The following is a 21,904-nucleotide window of genomic DNA, read 5'->3' on the forward strand; positions in this document are numbered from 1 at the left end:
GATCAGAACAGCAACACCAACCAGAAAGCACCGACATGGCCGACGCCTACATCATCGACGCAGTCCGCTCCCCCATGGGCCGCTACGGCGGAGGGCTGAGCCACCTGCACCCCGCCGACCTCGGCGCCAACATCTTGGGTGGCCTCATCGAGCGCACCGGCGTGGACCCCGCCGCGGTGGACGACTGCATCATGGGCTGCGTCGGCCAGATCGGCGCCCAGGCGTTCAACGTGGCCCGCAACGCCTGGCTGTCGGCCGGGTTGCCCGAGCATGTGCCGGCGGTGACCATCGACCGCCAGTGCGGCTCGTCGCAGCAGGCGGTGCACTTCGCCGCTCAAGGCATCATGTCGGGCACCCAAGACCTGGTAGTGGCCGGCGGGGTGGAGGTGATGAGCCTCATCACCCTCAACAGCCAGGGCGACGTGGGACCCGATCTGGGCATGCGCTACCCGTTTGACGGCGAGGGCTGGGCCGACCGCTTCGGCGACGAGGAGGTCCACCAGTTCCGGGGCGGCAACCTGATCGCCGAGCGGTGGGACGTGACCCTGGAGGACATGAACGGCCTGGCGCTGCGCAGCCACCAGAACGCGGCCCGGGCCTGGGAGGAAGGCCGCTTCGAGCGGGAAGTGCAGGCGGTAGGCGACTGTGCCCGCGACGAGGGCATCCGGCCCGACACATCCATGGAGAAGATGGCCAGATTGCGGCCCTTTTCCGAGCACGGGCCTTTGACCGCGGCCAACTCCAGCCAGATCACCGACGGATCAGCCGCCCTGCTAATCGCCTCCGAGAGGGCGGTGGCCGACCACGGCCTCGAGCCCCGGGCCCGGATCCACACCATGGCCGTGGTGGGAAGCGATCCGGTGCTAATCCTCACCGGCCCCATCCCGGCCACCGCCAAGGTGCTGGACCGTGCCGGCATGGAACTGGACGACATCGACCTGTTCGAGTGCAACGAGGCCTTCGCCTCGGTGGTGCTGGCCTGGGCCAAAGAAACCGGCGCAGACATGGACAAGGTGAATGTGAACGGCGGGGCCATCGCCCTGGGCCACCCCCTGGGGGCCAGCGGCGCCCGGATCATGACCACCCTGCTCAACGAACTGGAGCGCTCCGGCGGCCGCTACGGGCTCCAGACCATGTGCGAGGGCGGCGGGCTGGCCAACGCCACCATCATCGAGAACCTGGCTGCGTAGCCACAAAGACACCCGAGGAGACACCGAAGACAATGGGCATCCACATCGACCACATCTCACTGCTGGTGAAGGATCTGGACCAGGCTGAGGCCGACTGGCAGCAGATCCTCGAAGTGCTGGCCCCCGGCCACACCATGAAGGTCACCCGGGGCTCGGGCGCCGACGACATGGACGGCACCCCCATGAGCTGGGTCACATTCCAGAACCCCGATCCCACCGGTGTTTCCATTCAGCTGTGGTCGCCATCTGAGCCGGGGCACTGGCCCGACAAGGTGCTGGCCAAAAAGGGCGAGTACGTACACCACATAGCCTTTTGCTCCGACGACTTCGACACCATGATCGACGGCGTGCGCGATGCCGACATCCCGTTGGTGCTGAACGAGCCCAGCAACCCCGACACCCAGCCGTGGCTGAAGTGGAACTTCATCCCCCCCGACAAGGCCCACGGACCACTGATCGAGCTGGCCACCCGCTATCTGTCGGTGGGCGAGGAGTGGCTGCCCCACCCCGACAACGCCGAGAACCAGCCCCTGGCCGAAGAGCTCCGCGATCGCTTCGTCGGCTAATGCCGGCCGCGACTCACCCAACCCGCTAGTCGACCAAGCACATGACCAGTCCCCCGGTGGCTATCACCATGCCGGTGGAGGACGGGCTCTCCATCGGCTGGCTGTCCGACCTCGTTGTACACGCCGAGCAGGCCGGGATCGACACCGCGCTGGTGGGCGAGGTGGCCGGCCCCGAGGTGTTCGCAACATTGGGGGTCATGGCCGCCCGAACCGAGCGCATCCGGCTGGGGTCGGGCATCGTGGCCGCCTACACCCGCTCCCCCGCGCTTACCGCCATGGGGTTCGCCACCCTGGCCTCGCTGGCGCCTGGCCGAGTGGTGGCCGGCATCGGCGCCAGCAGCCCCATCGTGGTGGACCGCTGGCACGGCGGCGACTTCGAGCAGCCTTTGGCCACGGTGCGAGAGTTCATCGCCCTACTACGGGCTGCGCTGGCCGGCGAGAAGCTGAACCACGACGGACCACGGTTCCGGTCCCACGGTTTCCGGCTTGACTTGCCTGCCACCGATGTCCCCATCTGGCTGGGGGCTATCAATCCCCGGATGCTGGGCCTGGCCGGCGAGATCGCCGACGCCGTGTTCCTGACTTGGTGTCCGCCGGCTGAAGTCGCACCCAAGCGAGAGATCGTCGAAGCGGCCGCCGCCAATTCAGGGCGCGACCCCGCCGATGTCTCCACCGTTCTGTCGTTCTGGGCCTACGCTGGCCCCGATCCCGAACAGGCGCTGGAGCGGATGCGCCGTCAAGTGCTGGCCTACGCCATGGTCCCCACCCATCAGCCCGCGTTCGTCGACACCTTCGACAATCTGCCTGAGGTGGCCGCAGCTTGGCAGGACGGCGATCGAGCCAAGGCACTGTCGCTGGTGCCCGATGAGGCCGTTTTGGCCCAATGCGCCCTTGGGCCCGACATGCTGGCCGACCGCATTGCTACCTATCGGGCCGCGGGCGCTGACCTGCCCATCGTGCTCTTGACCGGTGCCCACGTCGGAGACGACATCGGCCCACAAGCCACCGTGGATGCCCTGAGTCGGATTGCCGCGCCCTGAGCCCAGTCGACTTTGTGGGGCTGCCTTCATAAAGTGCCGCCCATAGGCTCGCGCTCTTAGTATCCCCCCATGACCAAACGCGACGTTGTCGTCATCGGTGCCGGGGCGGCGGGGCTGAGCGCTGGAGCCCTGCTAGCCGCCGAAGGCCGCTCGGTGACCATTCTCGAGCGGTCCCCATTCCTGGGGGGCCGGGCGCTGGCGGTGGACGACGAGGGGTTCAAGGTGAACCTCGGCGGGCACCTCATCGAAGACCCGGGCTCGGGGCTGACCAAGGTGTTCGAGCACGTCGGCAAAGAGCTGATCCATGGCGAGGTGTCCCACGACATGCCCATCTGGGACAACGACGCCGGCAAGTGGGGGTCGATCCGAGACCGCTACCCCGACAAGACCGAGGTGAAGAAGGTCATCAAGGCTCTCACCGAGACCTCCTGGGACGAACTGGAGGAGTGGGATGACCGCCCGATGCGGGAGTGGCTGGCCCAGCACACCACTGACCAGGGTGTTTATGATCTCTACGAGTTCATCGCCGTGCTGGAGTGCATGACCGACGAATGGTACGACCACTCGGCCAGCGACAACTTGTGGGTGCGCAAGATGCACTACGAGGAGCGGCACATGGCCGCCTACTCCTGCTGGCCCGGCCAGGGTTGGGACGGCATGTGGCAAGACCTGGCCGACGGCTTCACCGAGCACGGCGGCGAGCTCCGCATGCAGACCCCGGCCGGCCGGGTGCTGATCGAGAACGGGGCCGTGGTCGGCGTGTCCATCCCCCACACCCCCAACGTGCCCAACGACTGGGACATCGGCGAGGTGATCGAGTGCGACGCGGTCATCTCCACCCTGCCGGTGTGGAACGTGTTCAACGTGGTGCCCGAGTGGGAGCTGCCCGACTGGTACACCCAACAGGTCCGCTACCTGGCTCAGGACCAGTACCGGGTGACCATGCTCAACCTCTACTTTGCCACCGAAGAGCCGGTGACCATGTTCGACCCCCGGGAGCTGGCCACCTGGCTGGCCACCCCCCACAGCCCCACGCCGGGCTACATGTACGACCAGACGGCCATGGACCCCACAGGAGTTCCCGACGGACTCCACCTGTACTGCACCGGCGGCATAGTCCCCGGCTCGCGTGGGCGCGACCGGCGATTCATCGAGGACATGTACGACCGCCTCGAACAGGGTCTCTACGTGATGTATCCCGGCTTGGCCAAGCATGTGTGGAAGAGGCGGCTGCTGGCATTCGACCCGGCATTCGGTGTCGCGCAAAAGCCCATGCTGGTGGGCAAGTTCCGGCCCCACTGGCGAGCGCCCACCGTGGACGGCCTGTACTTCGCCAGCGAAACGTTCCGCAGCCGCGGCATCGGCACCGACCGGGCCGCCCGGGCCGCCCTCACCTGCGTGGAGGACATTTTGGCCCGCCGAATCCCCACCTTCGGCGACGGCTGGCGCTACTGACCGACCCCGAGAGATCTTCTGACACAAGGAGCAACCAAGCACATGGAGTTCACCCTCACCGAAGAACAAGAGATGTTCCAAGAGATGGTCCGCAACTGGGTCGAGAAGGAATGTCCCAAGGACGCGGCCCGCGACTACGAAGCCCAGGAGTTCGAGTATCCCTTCGAGCTGTGGGACAAGATGTCCGAGGCCGGTTTCCACGCCATCGGCCTGCCCCCCGAGCTGGGTGGACAGGGCGGCGACGTGGTCACCCAGATGATCCTCACACGGGAGCTGGCCCGCTCTCTCGCCGGGCTCACCTGGATATTCGGCATCTCCTCGTTCTGCGCCAAGTCGATCAACAAGTTCGCCTCCGACGTGGCCCGCGAGGAGCTGATCCCCCAGCTCGCTGAGGGCAAGCTCCGGGTGGCCATCGCGGTCACCGAGCCGTCAGGGGGCACCGATCTGATGGGTGCCATGAAGACTCGGGCCGCCAAGGTGGACGGAGGCTGGAGCATCACCGGCCAGAAGATCTGGTCGACCGCGGCCCATGTGTCCGACTACCTGTTCTTGATGGCCCGCACCGAGGACATCGTGGACAAGCCGGCCCGGGGGGTCACCCTGTTCTTGGTGAAGAACCCCGCCGAGGGCCTGGAATGCCGCCAGATCCCCAAGGTGGGCATGAAGTCGGTGGGGTCGTGCGAGGTGTTCCTCGACGACGTGTTCGTGCCCGACGAGTACGTGGTGGGCCAGCCCGGCCAGGGCTTCTACCAAATGCTGTCCACCCTCAACAACGAGCGCATCATGGTGGCAGCGCTGTGTACCGGCATCATCGACGGCTGCATCGAGGAGGCCCTCAGCTACCTGATGGAGCGGGAGGCCTTCGGCAAGAAGATCGGCTCGTTCCAGGTGTGGCACCAGAATCTGGCCGACATGGCCATGATGCAGAAGCAGGCCGAGCTGATGACCTACTACGCGGCGTGGAAGTCGGAGTCGGGCGAGGACTGCGGCCGCGAGGCCAACATGGCCAAGGTGGTGGCCTCCGAGTACGCCGGCAAGTGCTCCGACATCGCCATCCAGGTGCTGGGTGGAATGGGCTATGCGCTCGAAACCCATCCCCAGCGCTACTGGAGAGACAGCCGTCTGTACCGCATCGGCCCCATCACCAACGAGATGGCACGGAACAGCATCGCCGAGACCTTCGGACTGCCCCGAAGCTTCTAGTGGGCAACGCTTTAGAGGGGCGCGTCGCGCTGGTCACCGGGGCCGGTCGGGGCATCGGGTTGGCGGTGGCCGCCCGACTGGCCCGAGACGGGGCCGCGGTGGTGGTGAACGACGTCGACGCCGACGTGGCCAGCGAGGCAGTGGAGACAATTGCCGCCGCTGGCGGACGGGCCGTAGCCGCTCCGGGATCGGTGGTAAACCTTGATGACGTGGCCGCCATGCTGGGCGGGGCAGTCGAGTCATTCGGCGGCCTGGACATCCTGGTGAACAACGCGGGGATCACCGCCGACGCCATGGCCCACAACATGACCGATGAGCAGTGGGACCTAGTGTGCGACGTGGCGCTGAAGGGCACGTTCAACCTGTGCCGGGCTGCTTTTCCGATGTTGCGGGGCAGCCGGGACAATCCACCGGCCCACCATCGCAAGGTGGTCAACATGGCCTCGATCAACGGGATCTACGGGATCGCCGGCAATGTCAACTACTCGGCGGCCAAGGGCGGGGTGATCGCCCTCACCAAGTCGCTGGCCCGGGAGTGGGCCCGCCACCGGATCAACGTCAACGCGGCGGCGCCGGGCTACATCGCCGGCACCCGCCTGACCGGCGCACGCGACGATGACACCGGGCTAGGCATCCCCCAAGAGATCATTGAGCGCATCGAGGCCCAGATCCCCATCGGGCGGGCTGGCACCCCCGAGGACGTGGCCGGGGCCGTTGCTTGGCTGGCGTCGCCTGACTCCGACTATGCAACCGGGCAAGTGATCGAACTCCACGGAGGCCGAGAGATGGTTGAGCTCTTATGAAAACGCAGCGGACTGACCCCAACGTCGGCGAGCTCTTATGAGCACAGAAAAACTGACCACGCTGACTGAGGCCGCCGCACTCGTGCGCAACGGCGACACCGTGGCCATCCAGAACATGGCCACCCAAGCCGCGCCCATGGCGCTGGTGCGGGAACTCATCCGCCAGGGCCGACAAGAGCTCGGAGTGGTGTGTTTGGTGGGCGGCATCCCGGTGGACTGGCTGGCCGCATCCGGGGCCATGAACCGCCTGATCGGCGCGGCGGTGTCGATGGAGCAGTTCGGCCTGTGCCAGCGCTACCGCAAAGCAGTGGAAGCCGGCGCAATCCGGGTGGAGGAGCTGTCGGAGACCGCGCTGAATGCCCGCTTGGGCGCCGGTGCCCGCAATCTGCCGTTCTTGCCCACCCGAGGGCTGATCGGCACCGACCTGATCGATGTGAACGACAGCCTGGTGATGCTCGACGACCCCTTCGGCGGTCCGTCGGTGGTGGCCTGCAAGGCGCTGGTGCCCGATGTGGCCCTGGTACACGCCCACAAGGCCGACCGTTTCGGCAACATCGGCTATGAGCCCACCGCCCTGTGGCCCGACCTCGGCATCATGCCCAAGGCGGCCACCACGGTGATCGTCAGCGCCGAGGAGATCGTCGACTCCGAGGTGCTGCGGGCCAACCCCGACCGCACCGTGCTGCCCGGCTTCATGGTGGACGCGGTGGTGGAGGCTCCCTTCGGCGCCCATCCCACCTCGTTCTTCCCCCGCTACGGCTACGACACAGCCATCCACTTGGAGTGGATCGGCGCAGCCCGTGACGACGAGGCGGTGGCTGCGTTCATGGAGAAGTACGTGATCGGCCCGTCCGATCACACGGCCTACTTGGAGGCGGTGGGCGGCGCCGAGCGGCAGGCCGCCCTGGAAGCCTGGGAGCAGACGTGATGGCGTTCGTTGGCGGGAGCAGGTCCGGAGAGAACTCATCGGGAGGACAGCCATGAGCGACTGGCAGAACAGCCCCCCGGCGGACGACTGGACCATCGACGAGCTGATGATCGCCCGGCTGGCCGCGTGCTTCGCCGACGGCGACCAGGCCTGCAACGGCATGGCCTCGTTCGTGCCGGTCAGCGCCTTTTGGCTGGCCCGGCTCACCCACGCCCCCGACCTGGTGTGGCTGGCCGGAGCGGTGGGGCTCGAGCCCCGCCCCGACCGGGTGCCCGCCTCCACCCTGGAAGCCCCGCTGTGGCGGGACTCCATAATGTATGTGGAACAGTACGGCGACTTCTGGAACTTCGCCCTCAACGGCCGGTGGCTCACCAAGTTCTGTGTGGGCGCCGCCCAACTCGACCGCTTCGGCAACGGCAACAACTCGGTTATCGGCGCCGACTATCACACTCCCAGAGTGCGGCTACCGGGCACCGCGGGGCTGGGCGACATGGGTTCCATAGGCAAAGCGCTGTACTACTGGAACCCCAACCACAACCCCCGCTCCCTGGTGGAGAAGGTGGACTTCATCTCCTGCGCCGGCTATCTGGGCGGCGGGTCGGAGCGGGCCGACGCCGGTCTCGACGGCGGACCCGAGTTGGTGATCACCAACCTGTGCGTTATGGACTTCCACCCCGAAACCCGCCACATGCAGGTGGCATCGCTGCATCCCGGGGTCACCTTCGAGCAGGTGCAGGAGGCCACCGGCTTCGAGCTGCCCGCCCCAGAGGGGCAGTTGCCCACCACCGCGGTGCCCACCGGCGAGCAAGTGCGATTGATCCGCGAGGTGATCGACCCCGACAACATGCGCCGCCGGGAGTTCGGCGGATGAGCAACCGAACTGCGTGCCGCGACACGGCCCTTCCTCCCGTCAGGTCCAGCCGATGAAAGACCTGGAGATCGGCGTTCCCGGCCAGATCATGCCCCCGGCCCACCGGGCGGTCACCCTGGGCCAGCGGGCCGAGGCCGACGGCTTCGACGCCCTGTGGTGGCCGTGCCACCTGATGGGCTGGCACCCCGACTCGGTCTGGACCCCGGACATGAGCCCGCTGGCCGCGGCGCAGCCCAGCGGCCACGTGTACTTCGACCCGCTGGTGATGATGGGCGCGGTGGGAGCGCAAACCGAGACCATCAAGGTGGGATCGGTGGTGACCGACCTGATCCGCCGCCACCCGGCCATGGTGGCCAACATGGCCCTCACCGTCGACCACCTCACCCAAGGCCGGTCGATTTTGGGACTGGGCTCGGGCGAGCGGATGAACGTGACCCCTTACGGCCTGGGCTTCGACCGCCCGGTCGGCCGCCTCGAAGAGGGCATCGAGATCATCCGAGCGCTGTGGGCGGCCGACGGCCCCATCAACTACAAGGGAAAGTTCCATCAGCTAACCGACGCCGTGCTGGGCCTGTCCCCATATGGGGACACTCCCCCGCCAATCTGGACCGCGGCCCACGGCCCCAGGATGCTGAACATCACCGGGCGGTTGGCCGACGGCTGGCTGCCCACCAAGCTGGCCCCCGAGGTCTACGCCGATTCGCTGGCCACCATCCGCCAGGCGTCGGTGGATGTGGGACGGAGTGCCGACGCGGTCACCCCCGGCCTGTTGGCCTACGTGCTGGCCGCACCCGATGAGGCCACGCTGCGCCGTATGCAGGAAGCGCCCCTGCTGCGGGCCATCATGGTGATGCTGCCCCCGCAGATCTTCCGCCAACTCGGGGTGGAACCGCCCGAGGGCTTCCACGACCTGATCCCCGCTTCGGTGCCCCGCCAGCAGGCCGAGGCCATCATCGCCGGCATCCCCCCCAAGGTGGTGGACTACTACTGCTTCTGCGGCACTCCAGAGCAGATCGCCGAGGAAGTCCGCACCTACTACGACGCCGGGCTGCGCCATCTGATCATGTGGAACGTGACCGCCTTCGGCGACCCCGAGTTGGCCGGGTGGTCGTTTAGGGCCATGCGGGAGGTCAAAGACATATTGAGGAGCCAGGGATGAGCCATCATGAACAAGCAAGAAGCCCGCTGGAAATAGTCCAGAGCTACTTCACCGCGCTCAACACCGAGGACTGGGAGCTGATGGCGTCGGTCCTTGATCCCGCGATCGACCTGGTGCCGAGCGGATCGCGCCCCCGCACCGGATCGGACAAGGCCATCGCCATGTTCCAGAAGATCTTCGAGCGCTTCCCAGTCCACCAAGACAACCCCAATCGGTTCATCTGCGATGACAGCACCGTGGTGGTGGAGATCACCTTCAACGGTGCCACCGCTGACGGACGGGAACTGTCTTTCGACGCGGTGGACATCTTCGACGTCGAAGACGGCCGCATCCGCCGCCTCTCCCAGTGGTTCGACACTGCCGCGCTGGCTGCCGTGTTGCAGGCGTGACCGCCTTAATCTGGTCCGCGGCATTTGTCCGGGCTGCGGGTCCTGTCGCCGGGGCGGCTCGGCGCGCGGTGGCGCCGAGGCCTAGCCCCGACGCCACCCACAGCCCTCACGGGAGCCATCCCAACATATGACCTCGGTAGTCGTTGTCGGGTCGGGGGCTGCCGGGATGACCGCGGCGGTGGCAGCGGCGCAGGCAGGGGTCGAGGTGACGGTTGTGGAGCGAGCGCCGGTGCTGGGCGGGACCACAGCGCTGTCGGGCGGGCTGGCCTGGATGCCGGCCAACCGGCTGATGGCCGCCGAGGGAGTGGACGACTCCCCCGCCGAGGCCGGGAAATACTTGCGGGCCCTGCGGCTGGGCGACGTTGACGACGAACTCGTGGACTACTTCGCTGAGCAGGCACCGGCAGTCGCCGACTGGATGGAATCGGCCACCAAGCTCAGATGGCAGACGGTCCCCTACCCCGACTACCACCCCGAATTGCCCGGAGGAAAGCCCGGACATCGCCCCCTGGAGCCCCAGCCCCGAGAAGTCTCCCCTGAACTGGATCAACGGATTCGCACCGCCCCGAATGTGTCTGCGCCCATTACCTATCGGGAGCTGGCCACTGGTGAATTCGATCGCAATGAGATAACAGCGCGATCCCGCCAGGGAATGATCACCATGGGCCGGTCGATGATCGCCTCTCTGGTAGAGGCGGCCGAAGCTGCCGGCGCGATGATCCATGTTGGAACAGGAGTAGATGGCCTGGCCCAGTCCGGCGGCACCGTCAATGGAGTGAGAATCGGCGATGAGGTATTGCCTGGACGGGTGATCCTGGCTTCCGGCGGATTCGAGCGTGATCTCGCCCTAGTGCAGGCATTCCTGCGGGGACCGATGACCGGCCCGGTGGGCGCCCCCGGCATGGACGGCACCGCGCTGCGGCTGGCGCTGGCCATGGGCGCCGAACTGGGCAATATGGCCGAGGCCTGGTGGTGTCCCGCCATGACCGTGCCCGGCGAAGAAATCGACGGCCAGCCGTTCCACCGGCTGGTGCTCACCGAGCGGGCCCGGCCCCGATCGCTGATGGTGGACTCCCGAGGGCGGAGATTTACCAACGAGGCCCGCAACTACAACGACGTGGGCCGGGCCATGCACGCCTTCGACCCCACTGGCTTCCAACACCCAGCCTCTACTTCTTGGCTGGTGTTCGACGCCGGCTATCGCCGCCGGTACCACCTGGGGCCGTTACGTCGGGGAGGGTCAGATCCAGAGTGGCTGCACCGGGCTGACAGCTTGGCAGAGCTGGCCACCGCCATCGACGTGGACAGCGAAGAGCTAGCCGCCACGGTGGCCCGGTTCAACCAACTGGCCGCCGCAGGCGACGACCCCGACTTCGGCCGGGGTCGCTCCATCTACGACCGCTTCGTCGGCGACTCCGCCGCCCCCCACCCCACGCTCGGACCGGTAGACGAGCCCCCGTTCTACGCCGTCCGCCTCCACCCCGGCTGCCTGGGCACCAAAGGCGGCCCCCACACCCACGTCAACGGCCAGGTCCGCCATCAAGACGGCGGCCCAATCAAGGGCCTCTACGCCGCGGGCAACGCCGCCGCCAGCCCGCTGGGCGCCGCATACCCCGGCGCCGGCGGCACCATCGGCCCCCTGCTAGTGGCCGCCCGCGCCGCCGGCATCGCAGCAGCCAGCTAGCGTGTCCCGCGGCAGAGTACTTGCCACCGCCACAAAGCCAAGTCCGTCCTCACACCACCAACTCGATCCTTCCCCGTCAGTTTCGACGTGGACAAGGAACTTGTGCATCTACTGCTCATCAGTCTCAAAGCCGCTCTGGAACACCTAGAGATTCTGCTGGCTTGGTCAAGCTGGCCACCAGTGCATCTTGAGAGAATGACACTGACAGGTCGGCAAGCACGCCTTCGCATTCCGCCCACTCCGTGATCACGGCCAAGAGCTCTTCCAGGTCGTCTGAGCCACCAGTGAATCCAATGTCGTCCTCAGCCCACCAACGGACGCCATCATCTTGGTTGAGGTGTATTCGCACTTGGTGCTTCATTCCTTCGAGCACTCCTTACCGTCTACAGCAACTGCCGTATCTCGTCGTCGGTCAATCCAGCCCGCTCCACCAGCATATGCCGAAGCGCCCAAGGGGGAACTTCAGACCGGTCATGGAACGCGAACCCAATCGGCAAGCGCCCCTCCGCAACCAGTTTGCGATGCGATCCCCTTTGCCGCTCAATCCGATATCCGATGCTCCAGAGCATTCTCAGCACCGAACGCGCCTTCAGCGCAGGAAAATGGGACGACGGGATGGGCATGGCGTCAGCGGCGCAAATACTCGCTTGCCGAGACCATTCTCGCGTTTCCGATACCCCTTGCTACCGGCTTGTTGTCGTTGTTCATGCCTGCTCCTGTGGATATGTGGAAATATCTGTGGATAGAGCTATTTTCAATATTTTTTAGTGTATCAAGTGACCAGTGTCATTCGAAAGGGTTTTCGGGTTGCTCGCCATCCCCCGCAGGCTGAAGAGCGCAAGGCTCAACTGGCCGCTGCCTAAGCTTGGTCCTGATGGGGAAGATCATCTTTGACGACAACCTGCCGGTGTTGCAGGGCTTGCCCGACGCCAGCGTTGACCTCGTCTACATCGACCCGCCGTTCAATACCGGCAAGCGCCAGGAGCGTGAGCGGATCAAGACGGTGCACGACGAGGCCAACGGCGACAGGACCGGCTTCGCCGGGCGCCGCTACCAGACCATCCGCCTCGGCAAATCCGGCTACGACGACGCCTTCGACGACTACATGGCCTTTCTCGCCCCCCGGTTCGAGGAGGCCCACCGAGTGCTGGCCGACACCGGCAGCTTCTTCCTCCACATCGACTACCGGGAAGTCCACTACTGCAAGGTGCTTCTCGACCAGATCTTCGGCCGGGACTCGTTCATGAACGAGATCATCTGGGCCTACGACTACGGTGCCCGATCCAAGAAGAAGTGGTCGGCCAAGCACGACAGCATCCTGTGGTACGCCAAAGACCCTGCCGACTACACGTTCTGCTTCGAGGAGATGGACCGGATCCCTTATATGGCCCCCGGCCTAGTGGGCAAGGAGAAAGCAGCCCGAGGCAAAACGCCCACCGACGTGTGGTGGCACACCATCGTGAGCCCCAACGGCAAAGAGAAAACCGGCTACGCCACCCAAAAACCCCTCGGCGTGCTCGAGCGCCTAGTCAAAGTCCACTCCCGCCCAGGCGACCTCCTGCTCGACTTCTTCGCCGGCAGCGGCACCCTCGGCGAAGCCGCCGCCAAACACGGCCGCGACTACCTCCTCATCGACAACAACCCCGAAGCCATCCAAACCATGACCCGCCGCCTAGCCCCCACCAACCCCACCCTCACCGGCTACGACGCGCTCCTCGAAACGTAGTTGAGCACTAACGGCTCGGCGTCAGACTCTGACGACCCCCTGGAAGACATGTTCTTGATGCCATTCCAAGTACGAGTTCCCAGGACGCTCCCCTTGCTTGGGAACAACCAGCTTGGGCTTGAGGACCTGGCCGAAGTACTGGTCGACTCCGGGATCGTCACGACTGCTTGCCTCCAGCTTGAGGGCTCGGTGGACTCTGAGGCCCCCGTTCACGGTAATCAGCCCCGTGTCAAAAGCGGCATCATGCGTCGGGCACGCTGCTACGCCGTTACGAAAGTCCAACCGCTCTTTGTCGTCGCATGCTGCCCAGGGCTTGATGTGTGAGGCCACCAAAAGCTTGTTGCCGGGAAGTGACCGTGGGGCGAATCCGCAGAAACCACAACTGTGGGCAAAGTTCTCTAGAACCTGACCAGCGAATCTGTGTTGGCCAATGCGGATCTCGTGTTCTGCTATCCGGGTTGTCTCTTCTTCGTCTGCAAGCAACCGCAGCCTTCTCTTAGCAGCCTTCACCTCCAAGACGGCATCCAACGATTCCTGGCGAGCAAGCTCCTCCTGACCCAGCAGGTCAAAGCTCGTAACGTTTTCCAACGCAAGAAAATCAGGTAGACGGTCTTCGTCCACTCCCATGTCTCGGGCAGAGCGCAACACTCGGTTGTAAAGGTGGGGAAACTGATCGGGGTCGGCGGCCATCTCGATGAAGAACCTCCACTCATGCGCACCAGCGTTCTTGCGAGACCCGTCTAGGTTCATCATCTTGTTGTTGATCGACCCCGGAGGTCGGACAAATAACCCAGCCAGATCATGCAGGATCTTCGGCGCCCGGTGCATGGAACCACCCCCATACCGGTGCGGGTCCATTACGAAGAAGAGCCCGTAGCACAAGATCGCCTCAACCGGCGTGAACAGTTCCTGACGAGGTCTTGGCTGGCGGCGCAGAATCTGGCCCCACTGCGAGCGAGCTTGCTCGACGGTGAGGTCGAGGTAGTCGCTCAGCGATCGCACGCTGCCAACGTAGCCGGCCGTTGTTCTGTGATCACACGATGCTGTAAGCCCAGTACCGAGTGCAGAGGAAAATCGACGAATAGCCATTGGTGAAGCGGGCAATCTGTCACTGAAGCCTGATATACCATGGCCTTGGGTGCATTCTCCGCGTCGGAACGTCTAGGTGCCTCCAGCGTCTCTGTCGCTTATCGGAATCCCTTGTCTGGGTATGGAATGGGTAGAAAGGAGTAAAATCTCATATGAGTGCATTATATGTGCATGGCATGACAGAATTCGAGGCGATGGGCACTACCCGATTCGCTGCCATCCGTAGCATGGATGGCACATTCTCTTTCGAAATATGCGCCACCCCTGCCCACCGGGATAATCGACAGTCGGACCTAATAGAGCGAGCAGCCACGCCCAAGGCGGTCATCGACCGGGTGGATGAGATTCTGGAGGTACTTTATGAGCACATCTGCCTTGATGGCCTGACGGCTGCATATCCCTTGGCAGCGGACAGGGATGCACTCCGGGTGCTTATGCGGCTCGGCGTCGCCGAGGACACCTTGGAGAGGTATGGCCACCGAGAGCTAGGTCCCGCCACTCCCATGACAATCAGTAACCGGTTGCATGCGAACCTGGTGTGTCACGGACATGCAGTGTGCCGAGAGTCGGCACCGCAATGCGGGAATTGCCCTCTCATATCATTCTGCGAGACAGGGCGTTCCACCGTTGCCGCGACGGCTGGAGGTACAGCGGTTTTGGATCTCTTCGGAGGTGCAGGTGCGATGGGGTTGGGGTTCGAGGAGGCCGGTTTTCGCATCGCAGTCGCAGTCGAGATCGAGCGGCATCCTGCACAGACGTACCGGCTGAACCATCCTGGTGTTCCCGTACTTGAGGCCGCTGTTGAGGACGTCAGCGCGGAGGTCCTGCGTGAATGGCTGCCAGGCTTGGATACCCCCCTGGCTGTCATTGCCGGTCCTCCCTGCCAGGGATACTCTGCCGCTGGTGCACGAACTGTAGGAGACCGACGCAATCTCCTATTCAGGCATGTAAGCAGGCTGGCGCGGGAATTTGGAGCGCGGTCCGTCCTCATCGAGAATGTCCCCGGCGTCCGCCGCGTGAACGGGGTCACCTACACGGAGCGGGTTACGGCGTCGCTTCGCAAAGCGGGGTATTCCACCTGGAAGCAGCCGGCCACCCTGCGTGCGTCTGATTTCGGGGTGCCTCAGAATCGCCGACGTCTCTTCTTCGTTGGTGTGGGTCCTGGTGTCGCTCTGCCGGCGGTACCCCCACCAACGCATGCACCACCCGGTGATGCCGCTTCCGGTCACTGTCTGCCGCAGACGGTGTCGTTGGCCGAACGGTTGAAAGATCTCCCCAGTCTTGGTTCTGGCGAAGGGTCGGAACGACTCCAACTGCCCGACGGATGTGTTGTACTGAATTCAACTGCGATGAAGCACTCGCCGAAAGTCGTAGCGAAGATCAAAGCAATTCCTCAAGGGGGTGGCCCGATCTCGTACCGTCGGCTTGACAGCGATGTTGCACGGACGCTCGTAGCAGGCCACCGCGCCCTCCCGGTGCATCCCACAGAGGACAGGGCGATCACCGTGCGAGAGGCGGCGCGGATACAAGGATTTCCCGACTCATACTTCTTCTGCGGGCCACGCGCCAGCCAGCCGCTTCAAGTGGCTAACGCCGTCCCGCCCCCACTCGCGCTTGCGATGGCCAAAGAGATGAGGGCATCACTTGAAGCTGCTGGATATGGCAACTGCTGGAGAGAGCAGTGAGTCCGGCACTGAACCCAGAGCGGGCGACCGACGCCGATCTAGCTGCCGAGATCGAGGGCAGTACTGATGAATCCCCGGTAAGCACCGTCCTCCGCACCGACGAGCGGGTCCTCGCACGCGTGACCGATGGCATCTACAGGCAGCCGGGATCAGCGATACGAGAACTCGTGTCCAACGCCTACGACGCCGACGCGCGACAAGTGGTCATCAAAACTGATCGTCCTAGGTTTCAGACAATCACCGTAGAAGACGACGGCATAGGCATGACACCTGCTGCCCTGGCACATCTACTCCATCATATTGGTGGCAGTGCAAAGCGGACGCACGAGGGGGCTGAACTCGGGGTCACAGATCACGCCGACCTCGCATGCAGCCCGTCTGGACGCCGACTGATCGGCAAGATCGGTATCGGCCTATTTTCTGTCGCCCAGTTAACCTACCGCTTCCAGATCATCACAAAGACTGCCAGCGACCCTTGGCGAACAGTCGCATCGGTCGTGCTGCGACGATATTCCGATGAGGGCGCACCGCAAACAGACGAACATGGAGAGTACGAGGCAGGAAGGGTGACCATCTGGCGAGAGCCAGCTGCGGATGTCGAATCACACGGCACAACGATCATCTTGACTGATATTCGGCATCAGACCCGCGGCACACTCCAGAGCCGCGACATTTGGGCGGCTATCGATTCTGACCGTGCCCTGGCTCCTGAAGAGTCTCGGGATCTCGAGCCACCGGCATTCCATATTGGACGGGTGCGACCGGACGACGCCGATGCCCTCCAAGGCGAGGGTGGTGCCTACGATTGTCTTCCGTGGTCTCGCGATGATGGGCCGGACGACGCCTTCGGGAAACTAGTCAAAGCGGTGTGGCAACAGGTTGACCAAGGAATCCCTAATCCCCAGCTTGAACGCATCTTTGACTATTACCTGCGCATGGTGTGGCAACTCAGTCTCGCTATACCTGCGCCGTACGTCTTCGGCAACCCCTTTGAACTTCCCTTACAGGACCAGCTTTCACTTTTCGAATTGCCGAAGGCCGTCAAAGAGGCTCCGGTCGAGTTCACGCTCGCTGACAAAGAGACTGTGGCTTCGGCAAAGTCAATTGGCTCTTCAGTCGAAATCGGTGGCGACTTCCACGTTCTTGTTGACGATCTCCAGCTCGCCCGTCCTCTGATCTTCACCGACCTGCCAGAAACGAGCCACGCTGTCAAGAAACCAATTCTCGCTATTGGGCAGGTGCGAGAGGAGTTCGATGGGGTACTAGAGGAGTTCAGCGGCGGCCCGCTTGAGTTCGAGGTCTACCTCATGTGGGCACCGAAGATCGCGCCCACAGAACACCAAGGCGTTCTAGTCCGGGTTCACGGATCGAGTGGGACGCTGTTCGACCCAACGTTTATGCGATACCAGATATCTGAGCAGACACGGCTGAGACAGATCACATGTGAGATTTTTGTCTCAGAAGGCTTTGAAGCTGCTCTGAACATCGATCGTGAGTCGTTCAACTACGCGCATCCACATGTGATCTACATCACGAAGTGGCTTCACACAGCGCTTCGGCGTGTCGCCACGATTCAGAAGCGAATAGCGGCTGATATCCGGCAAGCTGTCCGGGAGACCGCCGCAGCCGGGCAGGAGGATGCCCTAAGAGATGTGGCCGTTCGCGCGTGGCGAGAAGAGTCTGACGACCTGGGTGCGGAACCGCCGCCGGTCGAATTCGACGACATGGAAGACAAACTGATCCCTGCTCAACCAGGGGCGTACCGATTTAGGCGTAAACCCGTCTTCGGTGAAAGCGAAAGGCGGAAAACCCGCCAGGATAATTCAACCGAGCAGAAAATACGGGCAATTGTCCAGCTTCTGGCCGCATATGGAATCCTGGAAAGATTGACCGACCAGCAGCAAGAACGACTCCTTGCCGGTATACTAGAAATCCTCGAGGCCTCCGCACAATGAGCGACCCGTCGGGAGGTCAGGAAGACCTTGCCTCAGAGATATTTTCTGATGTCGAATACTCACCCACACAGCCGGAACTCAAGGAGTTCAAGCCCTGGCACAAGCCGCGAAAGCAGTTTGTCCGCCGCAAACAATTGTCAAAGTTGCTTCGACGCATCTACCGCCAACGAGAACCGTCGGCTCCGCTTCGTTACCTGGGCCTGCCAGGAACAGATCTGATCGACCTGCGATACTTGCACGAAGAGCTATGCCGTGCTGACAATCGACCCCTGCGCTTTCTTGGATTCAACACTGAAGCCCAGCCAGGAAACCCAGCTCACATCGAACTGAGTGTCTCGCTTGACGAAGTACGTCGGCTACCAGATGTCGATCCTTTGTCAGAAGTGATTCACACTGACTTTCGCCAGATCGGTAACGAGGAATCCATTGCATGGTCACGAGTGCAGAAACTCGGCCCGTTCGACGTGATCAACATCGACCTCTGCGATGGCCTCGCGTCCGACCCGCCGCAAAACGACGCATCGATATACCATGCGCTGTCACGCGTGATGGCCCTTCAAGCTCGAAACCACACTCCGTGGCTCCTGTTCATTGCAACGCGAATAGGACGAGGAGAGTTCGATGCCGATGCCGAAGAGACGCTCATCAGGAGGTTCCGCAAGAACGTATCCGAATGCGAAGGATTCGCTGATGCGTGCAATCGAATCCTGCAATCGGATGCAAGTTCCATTGATCCCGCGACGTGCAGCCCGACTGACCTCCTCCATCTCATGACCGTTGCCATCGGGAAGTGGTTATCGGCGATGATGCAAGTTCAGGGTACGAGCCGCCTAGAGCTCGCAAGCGTGCACGGGTACCAGGTCAATCCCGATTCCCCATGCGAGGATCTGGTCTCGCTTGCTCTACGTTTCCAGCCAGTCATCAAAGCATCACCGGATCCACTGTCGCCAGCCCCGCCGGATCCATTAGACGAATGTGAAATTGCCAAATCCATTCTCAGGCGCTCAACGAACCGAATAAACGTCGACGAGGTCCTGTATGACGACCGGAAATTGCATGATGAACTAATAGGAGAGACACAAGAGTTGCTAGCCAAGGCTCGCTACGACGTGACGGGCTACCGATCCTGGCTTCAACGGTGAAACGCGTCGCCCACAACTTGTTGCCCCTATCCGCCCGCCCAACTGACGGGGGATCACTGGGGCATGGCATCGTCAAGTTGCGTCCATGGAAATCAGCCATTTGATCTGACAAAACCGCAGAGTGGCTGACGCAGTCTGAGTTCCAGACGGTGCTGTTTGACCTTTGAGCCAATTGTCTGGATCTGAGCCTCTCTCCAACCACCCAGTCACCAGCTTGGACGTGCAGAACAGATTGCAAGGAAAACCCCTGCTCAGCCGGCGCGTTACCCCTAGAGAACCGTAGGATCAGCCGATGCCCGCTCCTGCCTTCACACCAGCGACTACCACGTCTTCACTGGCGACCCGCTACTCACGAGCCCTGGTAATGCCCGAAGTAGCAGTCCGGCTCCCCGCAGTGACGGTGATGGAGTCCGGGATCACCCGCGTGCCCGTCGGGCGTGTCTCAGGGGAGCGCATGTACGAGTCGGAGCACTTCTTTTTCTGGATGACGGTGATCGAAAACCTACCCGAGTACACATTTCAGCGAGCCTTAGACTACGCCGATCCCGACAATGTCGAGGAGCTCGCCCAGCTAGCAGCCAGGCTCCGGCTTGAGTCGGTGGAACCCGGCAACTGGTACCCCACCGAGAAAGACGCAACAGCTCTCTTCTCACGGTCAGGCGAATTCAAGGGAGTCCAAGTCGCAGGACAGTCGACAATGGACACGACCGAGGGTGCCAAGTGCACTGCGATAATCTGGTTCACTCCTGACACCCTGGAGAAGATGAGCCTTGCGCTGCTAGCCACAGCGTACCGGGATGCAAACGAACAGGGGTACAAGCCGATCAGCGCTGAAATTGCTGAAATCGTGCTCTCAACAACCCGGCAAGTGGGCCGGTTCACTGGGTCCGCAACATTCATGCCGGATACCAGCTACGGGCTCGCTGGCCTGCTGGAAGCCCGTCACGCCCTCAGAACCGGTTCGATGCTTGTGCCTGACTCCACTCTTGCGGAACTTGACGACCTCATTTCAACCCATGGCGAGCGATACCGCGAGTATCTCGGTGGACGTGATGCCTACGGTCTGGATGTCCGGGTATAAGCCAACAACATGCGTCTTCTACCAGGGTCGATGTACCTCGATCCGGTTGCTGGCCATCTCATCAGAGGCGGTGAGCAGAGGGAGACCAAGGTTTTCAGCCAGGATGAGCGCTGACCAAGAATCCAGGGCATCAACTGCATCCAGGCCGGCACGAGAGATGGTTTCAGCTACGAGAGAACGAACGGGGAACCATTCTTGAACAGCAGATAGAGCGAGTCCGATCTCCACTTGGATTCTCTCGGGATTGCCCTCGAAGCGGGTGGACAGGAAACGGCCAACGGTTACTGCTGACCAATCCAAGGCAAGAAACTCCGCATTCGCTGGCACAGTTCCTCCAAGCGCTCCAGACGCGGCCAGCACTCCTCCAGCGTCGCAGACGATGCTATGAGGCATCGATGCTGCGAAGTTGCTCGCGAATCGCCTCGAACTCCGACCGGCTCATCGGCTTGCGACCGCGGGTGAACTCCGCGGGCGAAAGCCGTGCTGCAATCCGAGTCAGCTCATTCCGCAGATACTGTTGAACCGAGAGGCCAGCGGCTTCCGCTTGCTCTCGCAACCTCTGACCGACTTTGTCGTCAAGGTCTTTGATATTCAGATCCATGGCAGAAAGTCTACCATAATGGTAGAACGTTGCGTGTTGAACGGCTACCGGCAGTTTAAGGCCAAAGCCGGTCCGAGGCCAGGGCATCGTGGAAGTGGTCGAGGGGCCAGACATGGATGCCGTCTTCGGTTTGGAATTCGTGGGGGCCGTTGTAGATGAGGATGCGGCGGGCCAAGCCGGGGAGGGCGGCTATGGCTCGCAGGCCCTTGAGCATCGCGGCGTTGTAGCGGGCTGCGGCTTTGATTTCGATGGCCAGGTGCTCGCCGTCGCGGGTAAGTACGAAATCGACTTCGGCGTTGGACTCGGTGGGCGACCAGTAGGCGACTGCATCGAAGACCTCCTGATTCTCGTTGTGGGCCCTCAGCAGCCCATAGACCCATCCCTCCAACAGAGCGCCTCGCTCTTCGGCGGCGACCGGGCCGAGCTGACGCTTAGCCGCCCGCACCAACCCCGGGTCGACCCAGTAGAGCTTGGGGCGCTTCCGTTCTCGCACCCGGAGTTTGGCCTCGAATGCCTCCAAGCGGGTTACGAGCAGAGTGTCCTCCAACACCTCCAGATATCCGGCCACGGTGGGACGGGCGACTCCCGTGTCTCGGGCCAGGCTGGACACGTTGACCGCCTGGGCATGCATCATCGCAGCCACCGGTAAGAACCGAATAAAGCCGGGCAGGTTCCGCACCGCGGCCTCAGCTCTGATCTCCTCGCGAAGATAGAGCTGGGTATAGCTCTCCAGGACTTCCCGGCGATCACCGGCCGCCCACACCAGCGGAATCGTGCCGAAGCGGAGTGCGGCGTCTAAATCGAAATCGCGGCCCAACTCGGTCGGGGTAAGCGGGTACATGGCCTTGTGAACTGCCCGTCCGGCGAGCAGGTTCGTGCCGGCAGTCTTGAGCTTGCGAGCACTGGAACCCAGAAGGGCGAACCGCACTCCCCGCTCTTCGATCTGGCGGTGGACCTCATTGAGGAGCGCAGGAATGCGCTGCATTTCGTCCACCACGATCCACTCTCCAGGCTCAACGCCCGACAAGAGGTTCCCGAACAACGCTGGATTGCCCAATAGATCGGTGAACAGCGCCTCGTCAAGCAGGTCGAAGCGCTTTGCGTCGGGAAGCATCATACGCACCCAGGTGCTCTTGCCAACCCCTCGCACTCCGAACAGAAAGAAGCTCCGCTCGGGAACTGGCAATAACCTTGTGTACACCATCCCTACAAAAATAGACGAAAAGTGCTAGCTACCTATACATTTTTCGATCTACCAGTTCCTGTCCAAGAAGGCTTCGCTGGGGGTCATGCGGGTCATGCCTCAATCCTCCAATGAATGAGAATCAGCGAAAATA

General features: G+C 62.9%; 22 protein-coding genes. 16 read left to right on the forward strand and 6 right to left on the reverse strand.

Features of this window, described 5'->3' with window-relative positions:
• The first annotated feature begins 35 nt into the window (after nt 1-35).
• The 11 genes from ACOGXA_RS02595 to ACOGXA_RS02645 all read left to right on the forward strand — a co-directional run bounded on the left by ACOGXA_RS02595 (nt 36) and on the right by ACOGXA_RS02645 (nt 11,288).
• Nucleotides 36-1,190: an acetyl-CoA C-acetyltransferase gene (locus ACOGXA_RS02595; protein ID WP_419925727.1), complete on the forward strand. Its 1,155-nt coding sequence runs from the start codon at nt 36-38 to the stop codon at nt 1,188-1,190.
• A 32-nt stretch (nt 1,191-1,222) separates the two neighbouring features.
• Nucleotides 1,223-1,756 carry a VOC family protein gene (locus tag ACOGXA_RS02600; protein WP_419925728.1) on the forward strand — a complete coding sequence of 178 codons (534 nt, stop codon included), beginning with the start codon at nt 1,223-1,225 and terminating at the stop codon, nt 1,754-1,756.
• A 41-nt stretch (nt 1,757-1,797) separates the two neighbouring features.
• Nucleotides 1,798-2,796 carry an LLM class flavin-dependent oxidoreductase gene (locus tag ACOGXA_RS02605; RefSeq protein WP_419925729.1) on the forward strand — a complete coding sequence of 333 codons (999 nt, stop codon included), beginning with the start codon at nt 1,798-1,800 and terminating at the stop codon, nt 2,794-2,796.
• Between the two features lie 69 nt (nt 2,797-2,865).
• Nucleotides 2,866-4,251, forward strand: a complete 1,386-nt coding sequence (locus ACOGXA_RS02610; RefSeq protein ID WP_419925730.1) for a phytoene desaturase family protein — start codon at nt 2,866-2,868, stop codon at nt 4,249-4,251.
• A 42-nt stretch (nt 4,252-4,293) separates the two neighbouring features.
• On the forward strand, nt 4,294-5,454 hold the full coding sequence (locus ACOGXA_RS02615) for an acyl-CoA dehydrogenase family protein (protein ID WP_419925731.1): 1,161 nt from the start codon (nt 4,294-4,296) through the stop codon (nt 5,452-5,454).
• Entirely contained in the window at nt 5,454-6,257 is an 804-nt protein-coding gene (locus ACOGXA_RS02620) for an SDR family oxidoreductase (protein ID WP_419925732.1), read from the forward strand. Before ACOGXA_RS02615 ends, ACOGXA_RS02620 begins: the two co-directional genes overlap by 1 nt.
• Before the next feature lie 37 nt (nt 6,258-6,294).
• Complete coding sequence (locus tag ACOGXA_RS02625; RefSeq protein WP_419925733.1) at nt 6,295-7,185, forward strand: CoA transferase subunit A; 891 nt, start codon at nt 6,295-6,297, stop codon at nt 7,183-7,185.
• Between the two features lie 52 nt (nt 7,186-7,237).
• Nucleotides 7,238-8,056 (forward strand): CoA-transferase subunit beta, encoded by an 819-nt coding sequence (locus ACOGXA_RS02630; protein ID WP_419925734.1) that lies wholly within the window; start codon nt 7,238-7,240, stop codon nt 8,054-8,056.
• A gap of 52 nt (nt 8,057-8,108) precedes the next feature.
• Nucleotides 8,109-9,215, forward strand: coding sequence for an LLM class flavin-dependent oxidoreductase (locus tag ACOGXA_RS02635; RefSeq protein ID WP_419925735.1), 1,107 nt, complete (start codon nt 8,109-8,111; stop codon nt 9,213-9,215).
• Nucleotides 9,212-9,604, forward strand: coding sequence for a nuclear transport factor 2 family protein (locus tag ACOGXA_RS02640; protein ID WP_419925736.1), 393 nt, complete (start codon nt 9,212-9,214; stop codon nt 9,602-9,604). The genes ACOGXA_RS02635 and ACOGXA_RS02640 overlap by 4 nt, the downstream gene beginning before the upstream one ends.
• 127 nt (nt 9,605-9,731) lie before the next feature.
• Nucleotides 9,732-11,288: an FAD-dependent oxidoreductase gene (locus ACOGXA_RS02645; RefSeq protein ID WP_419925737.1), complete on the forward strand. Its 1,557-nt coding sequence runs from the start codon at nt 9,732-9,734 to the stop codon at nt 11,286-11,288.
• A 124-nt stretch (nt 11,289-11,412) separates the two neighbouring features.
• Here ACOGXA_RS02645 and ACOGXA_RS02650 read toward each other — a convergent pair whose 3' ends face one another.
• Nucleotides 11,413-11,661 (reverse strand): hypothetical protein, encoded by a 249-nt coding sequence (locus ACOGXA_RS02650; protein WP_419925738.1) that lies wholly within the window; start codon nt 11,659-11,661, stop codon nt 11,413-11,415.
• A gap of 10 nt (nt 11,662-11,671) precedes the next feature.
• A complete protein-coding gene (locus ACOGXA_RS02655) occupies nt 11,672-11,911 on the reverse strand; it encodes a type II toxin-antitoxin system HicA family toxin (protein WP_419925739.1) in 240 nt (79 codons plus the stop codon).
• 251 nt (nt 11,912-12,162) lie between these two features.
• On the opposite strand from ACOGXA_RS02655, the gene ACOGXA_RS02660 reads away from it, so the two are divergent.
• Nucleotides 12,163-13,014, forward strand: coding sequence for a DNA-methyltransferase (locus ACOGXA_RS02660; protein WP_419925740.1), 852 nt, complete (start codon nt 12,163-12,165; stop codon nt 13,012-13,014).
• A gap of 21 nt (nt 13,015-13,035) precedes the next feature.
• Here ACOGXA_RS02660 and ACOGXA_RS02665 read toward each other — a convergent pair whose 3' ends face one another.
• Nucleotides 13,036-14,103: an HNH endonuclease gene (locus ACOGXA_RS02665; protein WP_419925741.1), complete on the reverse strand. Its 1,068-nt coding sequence runs from the start codon at nt 14,101-14,103 to the stop codon at nt 13,036-13,038.
• Between the two features lie 176 nt (nt 14,104-14,279).
• Here ACOGXA_RS02665 and dcm point away from each other — a divergent pair, with 176 nt between their 5' ends.
• The 4 genes from dcm (at nt 14,280) to ACOGXA_RS02685 (ending at nt 19,966) form a co-directional block, all read left to right on the forward strand.
• Nucleotides 14,280-15,788 (forward strand): DNA (cytosine-5-)-methyltransferase, encoded by a 1,509-nt coding sequence (gene dcm, locus ACOGXA_RS02670; protein WP_419925742.1) that lies wholly within the window; start codon nt 14,280-14,282, stop codon nt 15,786-15,788.
• On the forward strand, nt 15,785-17,743 hold the full coding sequence (locus tag ACOGXA_RS02675) for an ATP-binding protein (RefSeq protein WP_419925743.1): 1,959 nt from the start codon (nt 15,785-15,787) through the stop codon (nt 17,741-17,743). Before dcm ends, ACOGXA_RS02675 begins: the two co-directional genes overlap by 4 nt.
• A complete protein-coding gene (locus ACOGXA_RS02680; protein WP_419925744.1) occupies nt 17,740-18,885 on the forward strand; it encodes a PP_RS20740 family protein in 1,146 nt (381 codons plus the stop codon). Before ACOGXA_RS02675 ends, ACOGXA_RS02680 begins: the two co-directional genes overlap by 4 nt.
• Before the next feature lie 292 nt (nt 18,886-19,177).
• Complete coding sequence (locus tag ACOGXA_RS02685; RefSeq protein ID WP_419925745.1) at nt 19,178-19,966, forward strand: hypothetical protein; 789 nt, start codon at nt 19,178-19,180, stop codon at nt 19,964-19,966.
• Between the two features lie 18 nt (nt 19,967-19,984).
• Here ACOGXA_RS02685 and ACOGXA_RS02690 read toward each other — a convergent pair whose 3' ends face one another.
• From ACOGXA_RS02690 to ACOGXA_RS02700, 3 genes are read right to left on the reverse strand one after another with little or no spacing between them, the layout of a single operon-like run.
• A complete protein-coding gene (locus tag ACOGXA_RS02690; RefSeq protein WP_419925746.1) occupies nt 19,985-20,326 on the reverse strand; it encodes a hypothetical protein in 342 nt (113 codons plus the stop codon).
• A gap of 22 nt (nt 20,327-20,348) precedes the next feature.
• A complete protein-coding gene (locus ACOGXA_RS02695; RefSeq protein WP_419925747.1) occupies nt 20,349-20,567 on the reverse strand; it encodes a FitA-like ribbon-helix-helix domain-containing protein in 219 nt (72 codons plus the stop codon).
• 55 nt (nt 20,568-20,622) lie between these two features.
• Nucleotides 20,623-21,771, reverse strand: coding sequence for an ATP-binding protein (locus ACOGXA_RS02700; RefSeq protein ID WP_419925748.1), 1,149 nt, complete (start codon nt 21,769-21,771; stop codon nt 20,623-20,625).
• Nucleotides 21,772-21,904: the final 133 nt, after the last annotated feature.

This window comes from Candidatus Poriferisocius sp. (assembly GCF_965208475.1).
Taxonomy (GTDB): Bacteria; Actinomycetota; Acidimicrobiia; order Acidimicrobiales; family Bin134; genus Poriferisocius.

Coding starts and splice junctions, on each gene's coding strand:
- ACOGXA_RS02610 (WP_419925730.1), top strand. CDS start 2,866: ATGACCAAACGCGACGTTGTCGTCATCGGTGCCGGGGCGGCGGGGCTG.
- ACOGXA_RS02685 (WP_419925745.1), top strand. CDS start 19,178: ATGCCCGCTCCTGCCTTCACACCAGCGACTACCACGTCTTCACTGGCG.
- ACOGXA_RS02640 (WP_419925736.1), top strand. CDS start 9,212: ATGAGCCATCATGAACAAGCAAGAAGCCCGCTGGAAATAGTCCAGAGC.
- ACOGXA_RS02695 (WP_419925747.1), bottom strand. CDS start 20,567: ATGGATCTGAATATCAAAGACCTTGACGACAAAGTCGGTCAGAGGTTG.
- ACOGXA_RS02655 (WP_419925739.1), bottom strand. CDS start 11,911: ATGCCCATCCCGTCGTCCCATTTTCCTGCGCTGAAGGCGCGTTCGGTG.
- ACOGXA_RS02600 (WP_419925728.1), top strand. CDS start 1,223: ATGGGCATCCACATCGACCACATCTCACTGCTGGTGAAGGATCTGGAC.
- ACOGXA_RS02615 (WP_419925731.1), top strand. CDS start 4,294: ATGGAGTTCACCCTCACCGAAGAACAAGAGATGTTCCAAGAGATGGTC.
- ACOGXA_RS02605 (WP_419925729.1), top strand. CDS start 1,798: ATGACCAGTCCCCCGGTGGCTATCACCATGCCGGTGGAGGACGGGCTC.
- ACOGXA_RS02625 (WP_419925733.1), top strand. CDS start 6,295: ATGAGCACAGAAAAACTGACCACGCTGACTGAGGCCGCCGCACTCGTG.
- dcm (WP_419925742.1), top strand. CDS start 14,280: ATGACAGAATTCGAGGCGATGGGCACTACCCGATTCGCTGCCATCCGT.
- ACOGXA_RS02665 (WP_419925741.1), bottom strand. CDS start 14,103: ATGGCTATTCGTCGATTTTCCTCTGCACTCGGTACTGGGCTTACAGCA.
- ACOGXA_RS02680 (WP_419925744.1), top strand. CDS start 17,740: ATGAGCGACCCGTCGGGAGGTCAGGAAGACCTTGCCTCAGAGATATTT.
- ACOGXA_RS02645 (WP_419925737.1), top strand. CDS start 9,732: ATGACCTCGGTAGTCGTTGTCGGGTCGGGGGCTGCCGGGATGACCGCG.
- ACOGXA_RS02630 (WP_419925734.1), top strand. CDS start 7,238: ATGAGCGACTGGCAGAACAGCCCCCCGGCGGACGACTGGACCATCGAC.
- ACOGXA_RS02700 (WP_419925748.1), bottom strand. CDS start 21,771: ATGGTGTACACAAGGTTATTGCCAGTTCCCGAGCGGAGCTTCTTTCTG.
- ACOGXA_RS02660 (WP_419925740.1), top strand. CDS start 12,163: ATGGGGAAGATCATCTTTGACGACAACCTGCCGGTGTTGCAGGGCTTG.
- ACOGXA_RS02635 (WP_419925735.1), top strand. CDS start 8,109: ATGAAAGACCTGGAGATCGGCGTTCCCGGCCAGATCATGCCCCCGGCC.
- ACOGXA_RS02595 (WP_419925727.1), top strand. CDS start 36: ATGGCCGACGCCTACATCATCGACGCAGTCCGCTCCCCCATGGGCCGC.